This window comes from Longibacter salinarum (assembly GCF_002554795.1).
Classification (GTDB): Bacteria; Bacteroidota; Rhodothermia; order Rhodothermales; family Salinibacteraceae; genus Longibacter; species Longibacter salinarum.
Map to the genome: position 1 here is coordinate 666,700 of NZ_PDEQ01000001.1, position 17,617 is coordinate 684,316.

A 17,617-nucleotide genomic window follows, 5' to 3' on the forward strand; every position below is an offset into this window, starting at 1 on the left:
ACATACGAACAAAAAACGACCTTTCCCCGAGCCGTTTAAGCCCAGAGAAAGGTCGTGTTTCACAGCAGTTGCACCGCTCGAATCGCCGCCCACACATTGCGGCGCCGGCTCGGGCGGATTTGATTGCGCGTACGTTAGAGGAGTTCGCTGAAGAAGATGGCATTCAGAAACAGTCCGTTCGTGCCGTACCAGAAGGCACGGAAGTTCGGGTTGTCCATGAACATAACCACGTTTCCGCGCACCACGTCGTGAGCCTCAATCGACGCCGCGCCGTTGGCCGCTTCCGCCTGCTCTTCGCTGATGTATCCACTGATTCGGGCCGGGGTGGCGTATGTACCTACGTTGACGCCAGGTTTCTTCGATGGCTCATAGAATCCCGTTCCAACGCGGAAGACGGCTTCGGTATCGCTATATCCGTAGGCGACGGGATGCGTGGAATCGAGCTCAACTTCGAAGATGGATCCGCCGATGCCCTGCGCACCATAAGCATTCTGGAGATCGGCATAGGACGTCCCGCGAACCAGCGAGTCTACGTCCACCTCGCGCTTCTCCATCGTCACGAGTTCGGCTTCGATCGGCCACTCCGCGGCATCCTGCAGCGTGATGAGCGTTCCGCCGTCTTGGACCCATGTCGACATTGCTTCCTTCGGCAGGCCGCTGTAGTCGCCGCCGGCAAGCACGACCGTGGTGTACTCATCCATGTCGACATTCTCCACGCTCCCGACATCGATCATCGAGACGGGGACGTGCATTCGCTCGCTCAGGAGGTGCCACACCTCTCCGGCGTCGTACGCGCTCGCTCCACTGTAGCGGGACGATCCACCCGTGCCGGTGATGAGCGCAACCTTGGGTTTCGGCAAGATTTCGGAGCCGCGGCTCCCGAGATCGGGTCCACTCGGGGTCATCCCACCCGCGACGGCGACGATGTCGACGTGATCCGTCTCGGCAATGTCCGCGACGGCCCGGTGTACGGAGTCCGGCGAAACGCCGCGCTGCTGCACCTGGATGACGATAGCACCCCGGTCGAAGGAGCGCGTCCCACCACCAGCAACTTGCACGCTGAATGGATCCGTCATGACGCGCGGACGAATGCCGGCATCCTGTAGACGGTAGACGGCTCGCGGCGCGTAGTAGCGTCCCCACGGCATCACGTAGGCGTAGCTGGACTGACCGCCAACAACCTCGCCACCATCGAGTGACACAGCGTCGAGTTCGCTTCCGAGATCCGGTGTACGATCAAGCGGAGCATAGTCCACGCCGAACGCGAGTGGGAGCGTCCAGGTCGAGACATCGTAAAACAGCGAATCTGGGTATTCGGAGGTCCGCTCCATGACGGCTTTCACAAACCGTCCCTGCTCCTGATCGAGCGGAACGACGTACGCGTCGCCCGGCCGGTACGTGCGCCCGTCCTGCGTCACGGATTCGCCGAGGTCATACAGCTTGACTCGATGGCGCTGAAGTGTCTCTGCAAGGGACTGTGCACGGGAGCGGCGATCCGTAAGATCGATCACGTACGCCCGTTCTTCGGCATCGGCAAGCACGTCGTCCCGGTTCGCATAGAAATCCCGCTGGTGCGCGAGAAGATCCTTTTTCATCTCCGTCACCGCCTCCATCGTCGAGAGGGATGCGAGAAACTGATTACGCACCGTAAATGCGTAGGTCATCACGCCCTTCGACGTTTCCGTTTTCAGCGAGCGCGACGACGCCTGCTCGAAGAGAATCCCAATCGAGCCGTTTATGTCCGGGTACGTGGACCCTTTCCCGTAATAGAAGTCATCAAAGGACTCGCGCGTATAGAAAAGCGACCCGATCCGCTTTAAGTAGTCGGCGTGGTAGGTGGCAATTTCGCCCGTGAGACGCTGATTCCGTTCCGGCGTATTGGGGTTCGTACGGCTCGGAATGCCTGGCTGGAAGAAGTACGTGGCTTCCGGCCCCATTTCGTGATAATCGGTCAGCACCTGCGGACGCCAATCATGGAAAACGTTCAGTCGACCCTGCGAGGCGGGATGCTGTCCTGGCAGCCAGTCCCGATTCAGGTCGAACCAGTAATGATTCGTCCGCCCGCCCGGCCACGGCTGGTTGTGCTCCCGATCCTGGGGATCTGTCGTCGCTACCTCGCCCCGGTTTCCGTTGACCCAGTCGACGAAACGGTCCCGGCCGTCCGGGTTGAACATCGGGTCGATGATCGTGACGGCGTCGTTCAGCACCCCGTCAACGGCCGACCCGTTTCCGGCAGCAAGATGATACAGCAGCAAAATCGAAGCCTCGGTGCCACTTGCTTCATCGCCGTGGATCGAGTACCCCATCATCACAACCGCGGGCATCGACTCCAGATCACTGTCGGAGACCGACGCGGGGCTTGAGGATAGTTGTTGATTCGCCGACTTGATTTCGTCGAGGCGCCCTTGATTCTCTGGCGAGGTCACGATGGCGTGGATCAGGCGGCGTCCTTCGTAGGTGCGGCCGTGGGACTCAAGGCTCACACGGTCGCTCGCGTCGGCAACTGCCTGGAAGTAGTCCACGACCTGTGCAGGACGGGTGTGCCGTTCCCCAATCCGATGACCAATCACGTCTTGTGGCGTCGGGATGGCGTCGTCGTACTCGGTGACGCCGGGCACGGGCGTGTCAATCGACAGCGGAACCTGTGGCTGAGCGCGAAGGCTTTGAGGCGAAGAGAGAACGAGGGCAACGAGGAGGAAAGCGAGGGCTGCAGCCGGATATCGGCCACGAAAATGCAGTGCGTGCATACAGGTCGGGTGAGGCTCGCGAAAGGAAGAGAGTGCTTGGGTGCAGGACGTAGATCGGTGCGCTCTATACGCAGGCGTAGATCTACGGAAAGACATTAAAGTATACGATAGACCGAATACCTTTGCATTACCGCTCACAACCTGCCGTCAGCCGTTTGCGAAATGGGCATGGTCAGCACGACGGGATCCAGGATGCAAAGAAGCCCACTTACGACCGTAGACCAATGACGATGTCCATCACGTTGGTGTGCGTCGGTCCGGTCGTGAGTCGAGTCCCTGAAGCCCCATGCGCTGCGTAGCTATCGTTGTTTTCGAGCGCATTGTCTGGATCCACGCCGGCGTCCCGCATGTTCTGCGCCGTCTCTGGCGTAGCCCATGCTCCCGCTGCATCTGTTGGTCCGTCGATACCGTCGGTTCCGCCGCTCAGGAGCAGAACATCCTCGACGTGATCTTCCATCTCCAGCGCCGCCGAAAGCGCGAGCTCCTGGTTTCGTCCTCCCGTACCATCGCCGGACACCGTCACCGTCGTTTCGCCTCCCCACAGCCAAAGGCGCCGACCATTGCTCTCAGAGGTCAGGATCTCCTCGGCAAGCACGCGCCCCGTCGCCCGGGCCTCCCCGCTTAAGGAGCCATCCGACTGGGCCGTTTCGTAGCCCAGCTGTATTGCTGTCTCCGCAGCCGCTTCGAGTGCGTCGGCATTCCGGCCAATAATCTCCGTTTGTACTCTCCCCAGCGCCTCCTCACTCTTCGGCGTTTCCTGTCGGCGTCCCCTCGCCCCGGCAGCAAGATGATTCCGAACCGATTCCGGCAACTCGTGCCAGATGTCATGCTGATATGCGACCCGCATCGCATCCTCGTACGTCGACGGATCCGGTACGGTCGGACCGCTGGCGATGACAGACAGTGGATCACCCGGGACATCTGAGACGACGAGCGCCGCGATGTCCGCTCCACAGTTCGTGGCAAGCTGCCCTCCTCCCACCCGCGTCAGATGCTTCCGCACAGCATTCACGTCATGAATAGACGCGCCGCATCGAAGTAACAGACGATAGGTTGCGCGGAGGTCCCATGCGTCCACGTCTTCGACCGGTGTGGAAACGAGCGCGGTTCCTCCTCCGGAAACGAGAACCAGAACCAGTTCATCGACCGAGGCACGGGCGGCTTCGTCGAGGACGCGTTGACCCGCTTCCGCACTTTTCTGCGCTGCGACCGGGTGATTTCCCGTAATCACTTCGACGACCTGAGGGGCACGCTCGCTCTCTGGAAGTGAGTTCGGGTAGCCCGGCGGCACCACGGCAACCCCACCGAGAACCCGCACGTCCTGCTCCTCGCACATCGTTTCCGCCGCTCCGGCCATCGCCATTGCAGCCTTGCCGAAGGCGATTACTCGCACGCCGTCATATGTCTCAAGACTGCGCGGCGCAACCGGGCTTAAATCCAATTCGCGAAACAACGTCGAGGCCGAAACTCGATCGACAGCAGAATGAAAGATCGACAACGCGTCCTTGAGCCGTTCCCTGTCGCCGGATGCGTGTCCGGCCGTTTTTCGATCCATCATGACGGAGTTTTCTTATCAATCAACGAATGAAATGTGCGATTTTCCGGTGCGGGTCAGCACGCGCAATGAATCGCTAGCGTCGTATTCGCATGGCCCCTACCGGGGGACCGGAAACCGCATCGTTCAGCAGTCATAGACGGACCGAACGTTTCTTAACCTGTCTTCTCTTATTTTCTGCCCGACGCAACCGTTATGGCCACATCTAGCGATGGCGACGCCTCTTCCAACCACGACGAGCCTGTAGACGCCCCAGACGAGGCGTCCGACAGCGCCCCCGAGGAGTCGACTGCCGCTGGGATGCCCGTTCGTATCGGCCGGCTCCATGTGCTCACCGACTTCAAGCTGCAGCAGGAGAAGTCACATGCTGAACTCGCTCGACTCGCACTCCGTGGCGGAGCGGACACGATTCAGTTCAGGCAAAAGCACGGTGGAATTCGCAATATTCTTTCGCAGGCTCGGGTCACGCAAGATGTCTGTCGCGATGCGTCGATGCCCATGATTGTCGATGACCGCGTCGATGTTGCCCAGGCTGTTGGCGCAGCGGGAGTGCATCTCGGACAGGAGGATTTCCCGATCAAGGACGCGCGCCGTCTGCTTGGTGAAGACGCTATTATCGGTGCCACGGCAAACAAGGTATCCGAAGCCGTCACGGCGTACAAGGAAGGCGCAACATACATCGGCTTCGGCCCTGTCTTCGAGACGCAGAGCAAGCGAAACCCGGGGTCAACCGTCGGACTCGAGCTCCTTCAGGACGCGTGCGAGGCCGTTCCTATTCCCGTCATCGCGATCGGTGGAATCACGCATGATCGCGTCCGCCCCACACTCGATGCTGGAGCCTACGGGATTGCGGTTCTTTCGTCCATTGCCACGTCGAAGAATCCCGAGCGCGCCGCTGCCCGCTTCCGTGCGGCGATCGACGGGGCACTACGAACATCCTAAGCCTCACTCGTCTCGTCGGCGTGGACGATGGCTCGGGCGAGATCGTCCGGCGTCGGCGCGTCGGCGACCGCGGCCGGTTCGAGGCCAACATCTCGTATTTTTTGGGCAGTTGTCGGCCCAATCGCGGCGAGACGATAGTTATGGAGCATCACGCGAGACGCCTCAAGCGCCTCAAGACCGGACGGGCTGAAGAAAGAGAGCCATCGCACGCCATCCGGTAGTTCAATGTCACGCCGGGTGGACGTCTGATACACTTCCTGCTCTGCGAGTGGAATTCCCGCCGCTGCGAGTCCCGTCGGTATGGTGTCACGACGACGGTTGCCGCTCAGAAACAGAAGGGGCCGGCGCAACCTCTTCTCGACCCACACATCAGCGATTCGGTCGACGAGCGACGCTGCGTTTCCTGCATCCTGTCCGAGCGGTGTGAGACCGGCAGATTCGACCGCAGCTGCCGTTTTCGGTCCGACGACGAAAACCGGGCGGTCCGTCCAGTTGTCTCGCATGTCCGGATGCGTGTCGAACGAGCGGTTGAGCGCGTGTGCTGCTCGCGGGCTCGTCAGAATTAGACCACTGTACTTCCCATCTGCGTTAAGCTGCTGTTCTAGCTGCTCCGGGTTGGGAAAGTCGAACTGTAGCACCGGGCAACATGACGCCGTTAACCCGAGCTCCTCGAATGCGTGCACGTATGGATCCGGGGAATCGCATGACCGAAGCAGAACGACGTCCATGGGATCGTGGCCTTTTTGTCAGGGATAAAGAAGACCTGCAATTCAAACGGTTTCGTTGCTCACGACCGAAAAGACGCGCGGCTCGTCCGGTCGCCAATAATCTCGTCCAGGACCTCCGCCCCACCCGCGTCCAGGAGCGTCTGCGCAAGATCCCGAGCCTCATCACTCGCCTGCTCCGGAGTACAGACCCGACGCTCGCGGTACATTTCTTCCCCGTCCAGTCCGGCGATGCAGCCATCAATCACGACATCCTCTTCGTCATTAAATCGTGCGAAGGCACCGGTCGGCACCTGACATCCGCCGCCCACGGTCTGCATAAATGAGCGCTCTGCGGTTACAGCGATGGCGGTCGCCTCGTGGTGAAGCATCGATTGGAGCGCATCCGCCGTGTCGTGTTCATCGCTCGCACAGGCGATGCCAAGCGCCCCCTGCCCGACAGCCGGGACCATCACGTCCTTGGGAAATGCTTCTCCGATCCGTGCACTCAATCCCATGCGCAGGAGGCCAGCCATGGCGAGAACCATCCCGTGCCAGTCACTGTCGTCAAGCTTTTCGAGACGACTGTCGACATTTCCGCGAACGGGGACGACCTCAATATCCGGCCGCCACGCTTTAATCTGAGCCCGACGTCGAAGCGATGCAGTCGCCAGCACGGCCCCTTCTGGAAGCTCATCCAGGCTCTCGTCTACCCCTGGGTGCGGGACAAAGGCATCCCCTGGATCTTCGCGCTCACCGATGGCTGCCAGGGTAATCCCGGACGGCAACCTGGACGGCAAATCTTTGAGCGAGTGCACGGCGACGTGGATATCGCCAGCAAGTAGAGCGCGATCGAGCTCTTTCGTGAAAACAGCCTCGTCCCCGATTTCGGAGATAGGAACGTCGAGCACTTGATCCCCCCGTGTCACGATCACCTCAATGTCGACACGATGGCCATGGGCCTCCAGCTGCGACTTGACGAAATTGGCCTGCCAGAGCGCAAGTTCGCTCCCGCGCGTACCGATAACGAGTGGATCCGGGATGGGCATAAAATGCTGGGTTCGTGGAAAAAAGCGACTGAAGCGAACGACCGTTCTGCTGCACGCCGCGGAATACACATCTGCACCCACAACCCGGATCGCTACCGGAATGTTCACCTTCGACCAACGGATTCGACGTGCGCTCATCCGTGTTTCACATCCGCACATAGAAAATGCCGCACCGTGTCCAAACGAGACAACGGATGCGGCGAAAGTCGATGCGGTAAAATGTGCTGGCTTCGTACGTCGGATCGAGCGTTACGCGTCCTCGGATGCCGACTCCTCTTCTGAGGTCAACATCACAGCGCGTCGAAGTAGCTCATCGACGTCATCAGTACCGCTCGTGCTGTGCGTATCGAATGGGCAGGCGCCGGCGGAATCTGACAAGGACGGCGTCTCGTAGTCACGGTTCTTCTCCCGCGCCTTCTGAGCCGACTCATCCTCGCAGGACGGACGCGAGAACAGGGCGTGTAGCAGCTTGATTCCACGAACGAAGTCGATGCTATCCGGGTCGACGTTCTTGAGCTTGACGATCGGTACCGCCAGCAGCTTTTGCATGATCGAATTCGTCAGCCGGTCAACCTCCTCCCGGTTCATCCCGGTGCGATGGGCGTGACGGTCAACTTCCTGCTCACGAATGGCATCGAACGTGTTGCGGATTGCCTGAATCGCGGGCTGAAGCGCCTGCTGATGGAAAACCCACGTGACAAAATCCGACATAAGGTCCGCGCAAATCTCTCGGGCGCGTGGGATCTCTGCTCCCCGGCGCGCCTCCGTTTCCTCCACGTAGGCCTGCAGGTCATCCAGGTCGAAGACGGTATAGCCGTCGAGCTGACTTACGCCCGGATCAATGTTGCGTGGCATTGAAATATCGACGAGCAGGGTAGACGTCCCTCCGTTCTGCATCGCGAGATCTGTGGACGTGATGACCGGCTCCGGGGCCCCGGTTGCCACGATGACGAAATCGGCTGACTTCACCAGTTCGTGTCGGCGTTCCCAGGCGCCGGTCTGCGCGCCGTGCTCGACGGCAACCCGCTCGGCCCGTTCCGGAGAACGGTTCGTAACGGTCACAGATGAAGGCTTCGAGGTATCAAGCGCTCCGAGGGCGAGGCGGCCCATTTTACCCGCACCGACGAGAAGGATGTTCAGGTCGGAGAAGTCACTCTGCCCGCTGCCGAAATAACCGCGCGCCATCGCCACAGAGGCTGTAGAAACCGATGCGGCTCCGCTCGAAAGGTCTGTCTCCGTAGCAACACGTTTTGCTGCCCGGAAGGCGGTGTGCATGAGACGGTGCAGAAGCGAATCGACAGCGTCCCCGTCCACCGCAAGACGATACGCATCTTTTATCTGCGAGAGGATTTGACCGTCGCCGGGCACCATGGAACGGATACCACTCGCGACCTCCAGAACGTGGAGAATCGCTTCTTCGTCCTCAAACCAGAAGGCGTCCGCATCAGGAAATGGGCGACCGGCCTTCTCGCTTAATGCGGAGCGGATCTCCGCAACATCTTGCTGATTTCCGTAGAGATAAACCTCGGTGCGATTGCACGTCGAGAGGAAGATCACCTCCGCGTCGTCGGATAGGTCGAGCGTGGCGTACAGCTCACGTTGATCCACCTCGTCGAGCGAGAACGCCTCGGTCACGTGGACCGGCGCCTGCTCGTAATTAAGTCCGAATGCGTAGAAGGCCATGCGGCGCGATACCCTTTGCGTAGACGAATGCAACGATACGTACAACAAACACAATACCGAGTTCAAGCGGCGTGGTGAAAACCAAATGAACCGAATCTGTTTTTCGAATTCATTCGGCGCGGCTGATGTCGTCGTCCCCGACGCGTCCTACCACGCGTTTCGGTACGATCACAGTCTGAAAGGTGGTGCCGAACGTGACGTTTGTCTGTAGGGGGATCCCCCACCAAGCATGCGGGGCGCTTTCCGGGAGGCAGTCTCTGCGCTAGTGTGAGAAACGTGCCCCGTCTCAACCTGAGTGACTGCTAGATTTCTTATCGGTACCTTGGGTCCCCCGGCACCGGATGAACAGACACAGACCATCCGTCACCTGCTCAGCACGCGCAACCGGTATGAACGTGACCATCGGTTGCACCTGTGTTCGCCCACCGCCATCTTACGGCGATACGTGCCCTCGACTCACGCCTCTTCAATCGACTGCTCCGCCGTGGACCCCGTTCTCGCCTCCCCCGCCCCCCTGTTTACCGACCCGATGACCGTGATCGCCGTCCTGGCGTCGGTGCTTGCGGGCGTTTTTGCCATTTCGAGCATCGAGAAGCTCGAACCGCTGTTCAAATACGTGCCTCCCGTCATCTGGGCGTACTTTATCCCGATGATGCTCACCACCCTGGGCATCACGCCGGCAAGTTCTCCGGTCTACGACTGGATGTCGACCTACCTTCTGCCGTTCTCTCTCTTCCTCCTCATGATCACGGTGGATGTCCGAGCCATCCTTCGCCTCGGTCCGCGCGCGCTGTTCATGATGCTCGTCGGTACGCTCGGGATCGTGCTCGGCGCCCCGATTGCGTTCCTCATCTTCGGCGGCTTTTTCAGCGACCCGGTGGCGTGGAAGGGATTTGCCGCGCTGTCCGGCAGTTGGATTGGCGGCACGGCCAACATGCTGTTCGTGAAAGAAGCCGTTTCGACCCCAGACTCGACGCTGGCGCCGCTTCTCGTCGTGGATGTGGTCGCCGGATACGGGTGGATGGGCATTCTGATTTTCCTCAGCGCCTATCAGACCAAGTTCGATAACTGGGTGGGAGCGAGCCGCGAGGTCATCGACAAGCTTCAGGGACAGCTCGAAGAAATTGAGACCGACCGTGTCCCGATCACCCTCGGGAAGTTTATCATCATCCTTGGACTCGGACTCGGTGCGACTCTTGCCGCGCAGGGGCTCGGAGCGGAGCTCCCAGAACTGGGCGACCCCACGGTCATTAGCCAGGGAACGTGGGCCATCCTGATTGTCGTGACCGTCGGACTCGCTCTTTCGTTCACGCCCGCCCGCTCGTTAGAAACGGACGGTGCCTCCCGCATTGGCTACGCAGCGCTGTACCTGCTCCTCACCTCGATCGGAGCCAGCGCCGACCTCAAAGCTGTCCTGGATGCTCCACTTTACCTCGTTGCCGGTGCAGCATGGCTTTCCGTTCACGTTGCACTGCTCTTCGGCGCCGCGATCATATCAAAGTCCCCGCTCTTTTTTGTTGCCACAGGTTCGATGGCTAACGTTGGTGGCGCCGCGAGCGCCCCGATTGTGGCCGGCGTGTATGTGCCTAGTCTCGCGCCCGTCGGGCTTCTCATGGGGGTTGCTGGATATATTTTGGGCGTCTACGTCGCACTCTTCTGCGCAGAGTTGCTTCGATACGTGCACCTCTTCTTGATATGACACAGTACTGTTTCAGCAGCACGCCGATGGAATCCGCGAATAGCGCCGCCGCAGGCAGCATAAAATCATTACCTTACACGCGATGAATGCCAGAGGACTGCGGGGACACCCATCAACTTCAAACCAACGTTATACGCATAATTCCTAGATAGTTAGAGTACCACATTGCACACTTAATCTTATTGCCTCCCGGGAGGTGGAGTGATTATGTGCTTCTCTTTTATCTAACGGAAAATGGTAGCCGTACAGCGTGACACTCTGATCGACATGGACGTAGCTAAACTCATCGAACACAACGCGCAGAACTCGGCCAGACGTTCGTCTGCGGTCAAGTTGAAGGGTGCCCTCGAACGCATCGTCCGAATGGCGGTCCGAGCATCCGGCATGTCGTGGGGCGTCATCCTTTTTCCATCGACACAGAATGATGACAGCCGTGCAGAGACGTGGCACCCGTCGATCTCACATGGAGAATCGTCGTTGCGTCCGGCGTCCATCGATCCGGAGGCTCTCTCGATATTGTCCGAGCACGTCTGGGCCTCCGAGGGACCATATGTCCACGTAAGCGCGGAGAACGTGACTCGTGATCGTGGGATGATCGAACACGATCGATGTGCAGATGCAGGTACGGTGGAATCGTCCGCGACCCCGTCTGCGTCCATCGCGGGAATCGCTCTAACTGCGCCGTCTGACCCCGAAGTTCTGGATGCACCTGCCGGGAACGCAGAATGCCATCGCTCTACCTCAGACGGCACCTGGGGTATATTACTTCTCGTGTCGGATCATGCTCTCTCCTGGCTCGAAAAGACCGAAACGGATACAGGTCGCGAGTCAGGCGAGGAACCGTCTGTTGACAGAGGGCCGATTGAGCACCGGCCCGATCCAAACGCAGCGATATCCGAAGTCCTCACCGACGCGGCCGAACTGGCGTCATCCTCCGTTCAGGGATATGCGGATGCTACAGGCCACCTCCGATACCGCCGTTTCATCTCCGAAAGCGACCAGGGAATCTACCGCATGGAGGTAGACCCTCCCGTACCGACCGATCTGGACGTGGATGAGCAGGTGGATCGATTCCTGGTAGCCTCCCGGGTTGCAGAGTGCAACGAAGCGTATGCACAAATGTACGGGGTCGACTCTCCGGAAGAGATCATCGGATTACGGCTTAGCGATCTGTACGGTGGCGAGGCGGAGGCAAACCGGTCTGTCCAGCGGACTTTCATCAAGAAAGGCTACCGCGTGAGCAACGTCATCACGCAGGAAGAAGACCAGGCAGGAAATCGGCTCTACTTCTCCAATACAGCATTTAGCATCATCATTGATGGGGCCGTCCACCGCGTCTGGGGAATCCAGCAGGATGTCACGCCCATCAAGGAAGCAGAAGCTGCGCTAAACCATAGCGAGCGCCTGCTCGCCTCGACAATCGACACCTATCCATTCGCAACGGCGATCTTCGATGCCGACCTGCGCTATCTGTATGCAAATGATCTTGCAGCAGCTTCGAGTGATGTCGACGCTGAAGGCATGATCGGGAAACGTCCGGAGAAGCTTTATCCCACGGGCATTTGGGAGCCGCTTCTTCCAATCCTTCAGCGATGCCGCGAAGAGGAGTCCTTTACACAGAGGGTTGTCCCCATTCAACGGGACGACGGCACGGAGCGGGTCATCATCGCCACCTTCGTCCCCCTTCTCGGTGAACAAGGAGCCCTGGAGGCGATCATCGCGAGTACGAGGGATATCACGGAAGAGCGACGAGCGAAGCGAGAGCTTCGGCAATCCGAGCAGCGTCTATCCTTGCACGTCGAGCACTCGCCTTTGGCGTTCGTAGAGTGGGATGTTGACGGTCGGATCGTAAAATGGAATCCGGCAGCCGAGCAGATCTTTGGCTACACGGCCCGCGAGGCCCGCGGTCTTCACGTCGCTGACCTCTCGCCCTACGCCGATCGCGAGGAAACGCAGGACATGTGGCGGGACATCATTTCGAATCAACGACCGATTCGCCAACAGCGTCGCAGAAACCTCACGAAGGCCGGGCGGCTCATCCTCTGCGAGTGGTCAATGACGCCGCTGGTCAACCATTCTGGTACCGTGATCGGGGTGGCTGCCACGGCACAAGACGTGACGCAGGAGATTGAAGCTCGCGAGTCGCTGCGACAGGAGCGAGATCTTCTACGAGGTGTGGCTGAAACGAGCGCCGCTGGAATCATCGTGGCTGATAGACGAGGCCGCGTATCGTTTGTAAATACCCGTGCAGAGACCCTTCTTCGATCACGCCGCGCGGTGCTTTCGGAGAACTTCCTCGACGCAACATTCTGGTCGGCCCACGACATTGATGGTCATCCCTTCACGTCCGATCAACTGCCGTTTCAGCGGGTGCTAGACTCAGAGCGGCCGGTATTTGACGTGGAAATGGTGCTCGATCGACCGGGCGCAGACGTCATTCTTTCGATCAATGCGGCGCCGCTACACGATAACCAAGGCAATATATCACAGGTTGTCTTGGTAATGGAAGACGTGACCGAGCGGATGGAACGACAGATCCGCATCCGCGAGCATAACGACATCCTGTCCGGGCTAGCGAAGATGCTCGTGGAGAAGCGCGATAATGTCGACGAGATCCTGCGCTATGCTGCTCAAACCGCTAAAGATGCGTTTGGAACCGATCGGCTCAGCATCTGGAAACGGGATGATCAGACGGACGACTTCATTTGCATTGAGGTCGTCGGTCCGGGAGACCAGGATGATCTTGGAATGCGGATTGGAAAGTCGTCGTATCAACAGTATCTAAAAGCCATTCGGGGCCACCGTGCCGTCTGTAGCGAGGATGTTCACGCGGATGAGCGGCTAGCCAAGCTAAAGGCCTACAACGATGAGCGTGACATCCGATCGACGCTCGATGCTCCGGTGCGAATTGGTGGCCAACTCGTCGGCCTGGTGTCTGCTGAGCATATCGGCGAGCGTCGCAGCTGGTCAGCGGATCTCATTAATTTCGCCGGCGCCATCGCGGATGTCGTTGCACAAACGTTCATCGTGTCGAAGCAAAAACGCACCCGCGCTGCCCTGCGACGGAGCGAACAGAGATGGAAAGCTCTGGTCGAGCACCATCCGGAAGGCGTAATGATTTCGATCGACGGCCAGGTCGCTTACGCAAATGAAGCGGCGCTAGCAATTCTGGGAGCGGATTCGTTGTCCGATCTGGAGAAGGAAACCTTGCGGCATATGGTTCACGACTCACATCTCGGAACGCTTAAAGATCGAATGCGCCGCGTAATCGACGGTCGAGAGAAGACCGAACCATGGGAGCATACCATTACCGGTCTCGATGGGAGCTCCCGAACGATCGTCTCTCAGTCCGTCCCGATTACGTATCGTGAGCAGCCGGCCGCGCAAACGGTGATGCGAGACGTAACGGACCGGCGAGCACGTGAGGAGGAGTTGCGCCGAGCCAAGGAGGAGGCCCAGCAGATGAGTCGGCTGAAGTCCACATTCCTCGCGAACATGAGTCATGAGATCCGCACGCCGCTCACATCGATCATCGGTTTTGCGGAGGTGTTGGAGGGTCGTGAATCTACGACCGAGAACGACATCGCTACGATTATTGGCCGCAGTAGCCAGCGGTTGCTGCGAACGCTGAACTCCGTCTTGGACCTATCCAAACTCGAGGCGGGAGCGATGAAGTGCTGCCCGGAGTGGGTCGATGTCAAGAAGCGAACACAGGAATCCGTTCGGCTTTTCCAACCGAAGACCGCGGAAGCCAACGTGACGATGCGGACGGAGGTTCCCGCCTCTCCCCTGCGCTCACACCTCGATGTATCGGCTCTGGACCGGATCCTTGACAACCTGATCGGGAATGCGATCAAGTTCACACCGGAGGGAGGTCACGTTACGGTTCGCGCCAGCGGCACGGATGATGTCGTCACACTCGAGGTGGAGGATACAGGAATCGGTGTGCCGGACGATTTCCGCCAGCATCTTTTCGAACCGTTTCTGCAGGCTCCTTCTGGCCCGGACAACGACCACCAGGGTACGGGTCTAGGACTCGCGATCACACGGCAACTCATCCGGCTGATGGGCGGAGAGATCTCGGTCAGCAGCACCGAAGGCGTAGGAACGTGTTTTACCGTTACGCTTCCGCGGGAGCTTTAGTGGCCCTCACAATACCTCAATCGAGCTGCGTGCGGCACCCCAAGGGCACACCGGGTTCACCTGCTTCACGCGCCTGGATCCCGCCCGGTTCGCTCGCTCTCTATCATCGAAGCACGTTGTGTTCGGACCTTTTACCGCCACGAACCGCCAGATATGTCACAGATGTTCGCATGCCACATCTACCGAAGATGAAATGAGGCATCGATAATTAATCGTATTCCTGAGATCGGACGAGCACCAAATGTAACGATCAGGCGACGCAAGCTACGAGTGAGCAGGATCGCCCATGGGGTCGATGAAAAATGAAGCGGGTCGGTACCAAAATCTATGGGCCTGAATTGCCGGACCAATGGAGATGCCTCCTCTCCCATTCATCTAGCCTGAGCAACCGTTCGTACGTCACTCATACCGTCCGTGAGGCGTTTATGGGCGCTACACACGTGATCTTAACTGCATCCACGGACAACGACCACATCCTCCAACCCTTAGCCAGCGGTCGTAGCCACACCCACAACCGCAAATTCACGTAGGCCAACTTTCGCACTGATTCGTGGGCATCTTGCCCCACTCATGAACCTGAGTATTTTCTACCTTGACGGGTGAAAGGTACCGGAACAAGTCTACCTTCCACACATTCTATTCATGTTCGGAAGAAGGCTACGCACAAAAAAGTCCATTCTTCTGGAATATAGTTTTCGACATACAGTCGCGTCATTCCGTCTATGGTGGTTGCATCGACGCTAGATGACGCGCCCCCGATGTACCCCTTTCGGTTGCGAGCAACTGCCCACGGCAGTGTTGTACCTGGGAAGCCTCCAACCGATGTTCCCACGGCTACCCTTACTCCGACCTCTTCTTACCATGAAGCGGCTACTTACCACTCTCGCCTCTATTTTGGGCCTCTGGATTCTGGTGAGCTTTACCGGCGTTCTCGCCGATGGTGCTCGTCCTGAATTCTGGACAACGAGCCTAATGTGGAGCTTACTCGCGGGCCTCGTGATCGCTCCGTTCTACGCCTTCGTCAATTCGCAGATGTTTGCGACGCCTCCCGCGCCCCGACCTGCCTCAGACGAGCGCAACGGTGAATCTATTCCCGAAGAGAACGAGGTTCCGTCGTTCGACACAGGATCGCGGGACGCTCCGCCGACGCGGGCACTCGACGTTGAGCAGATCAACCGGATGGCCAACGGAAGGAAGCTGTGGCCTGAGGAGAATGAACAAGAGACCGTGAGCGCGTAGGTGACTGCGCAAAAATACGTGGCTTGGTAAGTCGCCGGGATGTGCTGTGGTTCATAGCACATCCCGGCGTAGCTGCATGGCAACGCGGAGTGAGGGTGATTATTACCTCATCGCCAACCCGCTCCAATGCCATGAAGTGGCTCTTGTATGTCATCGCCGCAATTGTCTTTGCCGGCGTGTTCGTCAGCATTATCGGAATCGTCGCCGATGCTGACCATCTTGCGTTCTGGACGCAGACGCTCATGTTGAGTCTGCTAGGAACGGTCATCGTTGCACCAGCACTCGTCTATGTCGCGGCACGGTCTAAGGCGGAGACCAATGAACCGATTGCAACCCCATCGGTCCCTGCTGAGACCACAGGAAGGTCTGCAACGAACGGTGCACCCCGACCGAAGCGATCAGCATTCCGTATCGGAGCCTATGTCTTCTCCGGCTTCGTCGTCGTATGGGCGGCAGTGAGTTTGATCAGCTTATTCGTCGACCAGGCTCGGCTCTCGTTCTGGACGCAAAGTGTCATGTGGTCGCTCCTGGTGTTGTTGATCTGGGCGCCTGTCATGGCCTTCTTCATCAACCCGTTCAACGACCCGGCGATACAGGACACGACGTCGGGGAGATCGCATGGCGACGAGACTACCGGTGACTTTGTCCCGGAAGGATCGACCACGTTTGCGACAGGGCCCAACGTCACTGAAGAGCGGGAAACCCCGTCAGGCGACGCTCCCTCGTCCCGCGCCACCGGTCACCCCGAGCGCGAAGCCGCACAGAACCACCCAGAAGAAGCAAGCCGATAGAATATATTTCTTCTACATATCTAGCAAAAAAGGGGACCTCCCGCATCGCACGTGCGAGAGGTCCCTTCATTTCGCCACAGTGTGTGAGAGGCAAGCCGCACGCTCAGGCTTTGGCTTCCTCTGTCTTCTCCGTGAGCATCGTTAGAACCGGGCACTGCGCCACGCGGACGATGCGCTCCGTATTCGACCCGAGCAGAAAACGTTCGACCCCGCTGAGACCGCGCGTCGCCATGACGATGAGCTGCGTTCCTTCCGTTTCAGCATAGTCGATGACGCTCTCTGCGACTCGTCCGTGTTTGACGGCGGTGGTTATCGGTACATCAGGTCCGCCGACGGAGTCTGAAAGCTGACGTAACGCTTTATCTGCGTTGGCTACAATTTCTTCGTCCATCTCTACTACACCGACGCCCGGCAGTCCGGTATCGCTGAACGTAGGCACGGTCCGTTTCTCTGCCACGAACAGAAGGTGCAGCGTCGCTCCATATACGTCAGCGAACTCTTTCGCTACGCGAACCGCCTGTTTAGAGTGCTCAGAAAAGTCCACCGGAGCAAGTACTTCCTCGACGATTCTCCCCTTCTCTCCTTCAATCCACGGCACTTCCTCGTTCACCGTAATCACCGGGCAGCGGGCATGCCGGACCAGTTTGTCCGCGACATTGCCCAGCATCAGCCGCTCGATATTTCTGTGACCGTGTGTGCCCATCACGACCAGATCGATCCCATTTTCCTCGATATAATCGTGGATCGTGGCTGCGACGTCGAAGCTGAGATGGACGGAGACGGCCGTGTCAATCTCAATCGATTCACCGTCCGGGACCATGTGATTCAGGCGATCCTGCGCTTCCTCTCGAATGCGAGCCCGGATCTGCGTCGCCTTCTTCTGTGCGTCGTCGATGCCATAAAACTCGGGGTCGAGTTCATCAACCACGTGCAACACGTGAAGGGTCGCGTCGAATCGTTCCGCCAGATCTACCGCCTTGGTCAGTGCGTGCTGAGCACAGGCGGAGAAGTCGGTCGGTACGAGAATCTTCTGAATGTCCATAGAAAGAGAGCTTAGGTACGGAA

The 17,617-nt window shown here is 58.8% G+C and carries 11 protein-coding genes; 5 read left to right on the forward strand and 6 right to left on the reverse strand.

All coding sequences use genetic code 11. The features are described 5' to 3' along the window. Positions 1 to 134: 134 nt before the first annotated feature. Both CRI94_RS02695 and CRI94_RS02700 read right to left on the reverse strand, forming a co-directional pair. Positions 135 to 2,747, reverse strand: coding sequence for a M14 family metallopeptidase (locus CRI94_RS02695; protein WP_245846046.1), 2,613 nt, complete (start codon positions 2,745 to 2,747; stop codon positions 135 to 137). Between the two features lie 208 nt (positions 2,748 to 2,955). Then, entirely contained in the window at positions 2,956 to 4,305 is a 1,350-nt protein-coding gene (locus tag CRI94_RS02700) for a glycerate kinase type-2 family protein (protein ID WP_098074104.1), read from the reverse strand. Between the two features lie 192 nt (positions 4,306 to 4,497). Between CRI94_RS02700 and thiE the strand changes: the two genes are divergently transcribed. After that, positions 4,498 to 5,244, forward strand: coding sequence for a thiamine phosphate synthase (gene thiE, locus CRI94_RS02705; RefSeq protein WP_245846047.1), 747 nt, complete (start codon positions 4,498 to 4,500; stop codon positions 5,242 to 5,244). Here the strand turns inward: thiE and CRI94_RS02710 are convergent. The 3 genes from CRI94_RS02710 to hemA form a co-directional block, all read right to left on the reverse strand. After that, a complete protein-coding gene (locus CRI94_RS02710) occupies positions 5,241 to 5,972 on the reverse strand; it encodes a uroporphyrinogen-III synthase (protein WP_098074106.1) in 732 nt (243 codons plus the stop codon). The genes thiE and CRI94_RS02710 overlap by 4 nt on opposite strands. 59 nt (positions 5,973 to 6,031) lie before the next feature. Continuing rightward, complete coding sequence (gene hemC, locus CRI94_RS02715) at positions 6,032 to 6,997, reverse strand: hydroxymethylbilane synthase (protein WP_098074107.1); 966 nt, start codon at positions 6,995 to 6,997, stop codon at positions 6,032 to 6,034. Positions 6,998 to 7,246: 249 nt separating this feature from the next. Continuing rightward, on the reverse strand, positions 7,247 to 8,680 hold the full coding sequence (hemA, locus tag CRI94_RS02720; protein ID WP_098074108.1) for a glutamyl-tRNA reductase: 1,434 nt from the start codon (positions 8,678 to 8,680) through the stop codon (positions 7,247 to 7,249). 484 nt (positions 8,681 to 9,164) lie between these two features. Between hemA and CRI94_RS02730 the strand changes: the two genes are divergently transcribed. The 4 genes from CRI94_RS02730 (at position 9,165) to CRI94_RS02745 (ending at position 16,552) form a co-directional block, all read left to right on the forward strand. Next, a complete protein-coding gene (locus CRI94_RS02730; protein ID WP_245846048.1) occupies positions 9,165 to 10,379 on the forward strand; it encodes a DUF819 family protein in 1,215 nt (404 codons plus the stop codon). A 267-nt stretch (positions 10,380 to 10,646) separates the two neighbouring features. Continuing rightward, positions 10,647 to 14,522 (forward strand): PAS domain S-box protein, encoded by a 3,876-nt coding sequence (locus CRI94_RS02735; RefSeq protein WP_179862121.1) that lies wholly within the window; start codon positions 10,647 to 10,649, stop codon positions 14,520 to 14,522. An 861-nt stretch (positions 14,523 to 15,383) separates the two neighbouring features. Beyond that, positions 15,384 to 15,761 (forward strand): hypothetical protein, encoded by a 378-nt coding sequence (locus CRI94_RS02740; RefSeq protein WP_098074112.1) that lies wholly within the window; start codon positions 15,384 to 15,386, stop codon positions 15,759 to 15,761. Positions 15,762 to 15,892: 131 nt separating this feature from the next. Further along, the gene (locus CRI94_RS02745) at positions 15,893 to 16,552 is read left to right on the forward strand and encodes a hypothetical protein (protein ID WP_098074113.1); all 660 of its coding nucleotides are present in this window, start codon (positions 15,893 to 15,895) and stop codon (positions 16,550 to 16,552) included. A gap of 103 nt (positions 16,553 to 16,655) precedes the next feature. On the opposite strand, the gene CRI94_RS02750 is transcribed toward CRI94_RS02745, so the two are convergent. Then, a complete protein-coding gene (locus CRI94_RS02750) occupies positions 16,656 to 17,594 on the reverse strand; it encodes a universal stress protein (protein ID WP_098074114.1) in 939 nt (312 codons plus the stop codon). Positions 17,595 to 17,617 lie beyond the last annotated feature (23 nt).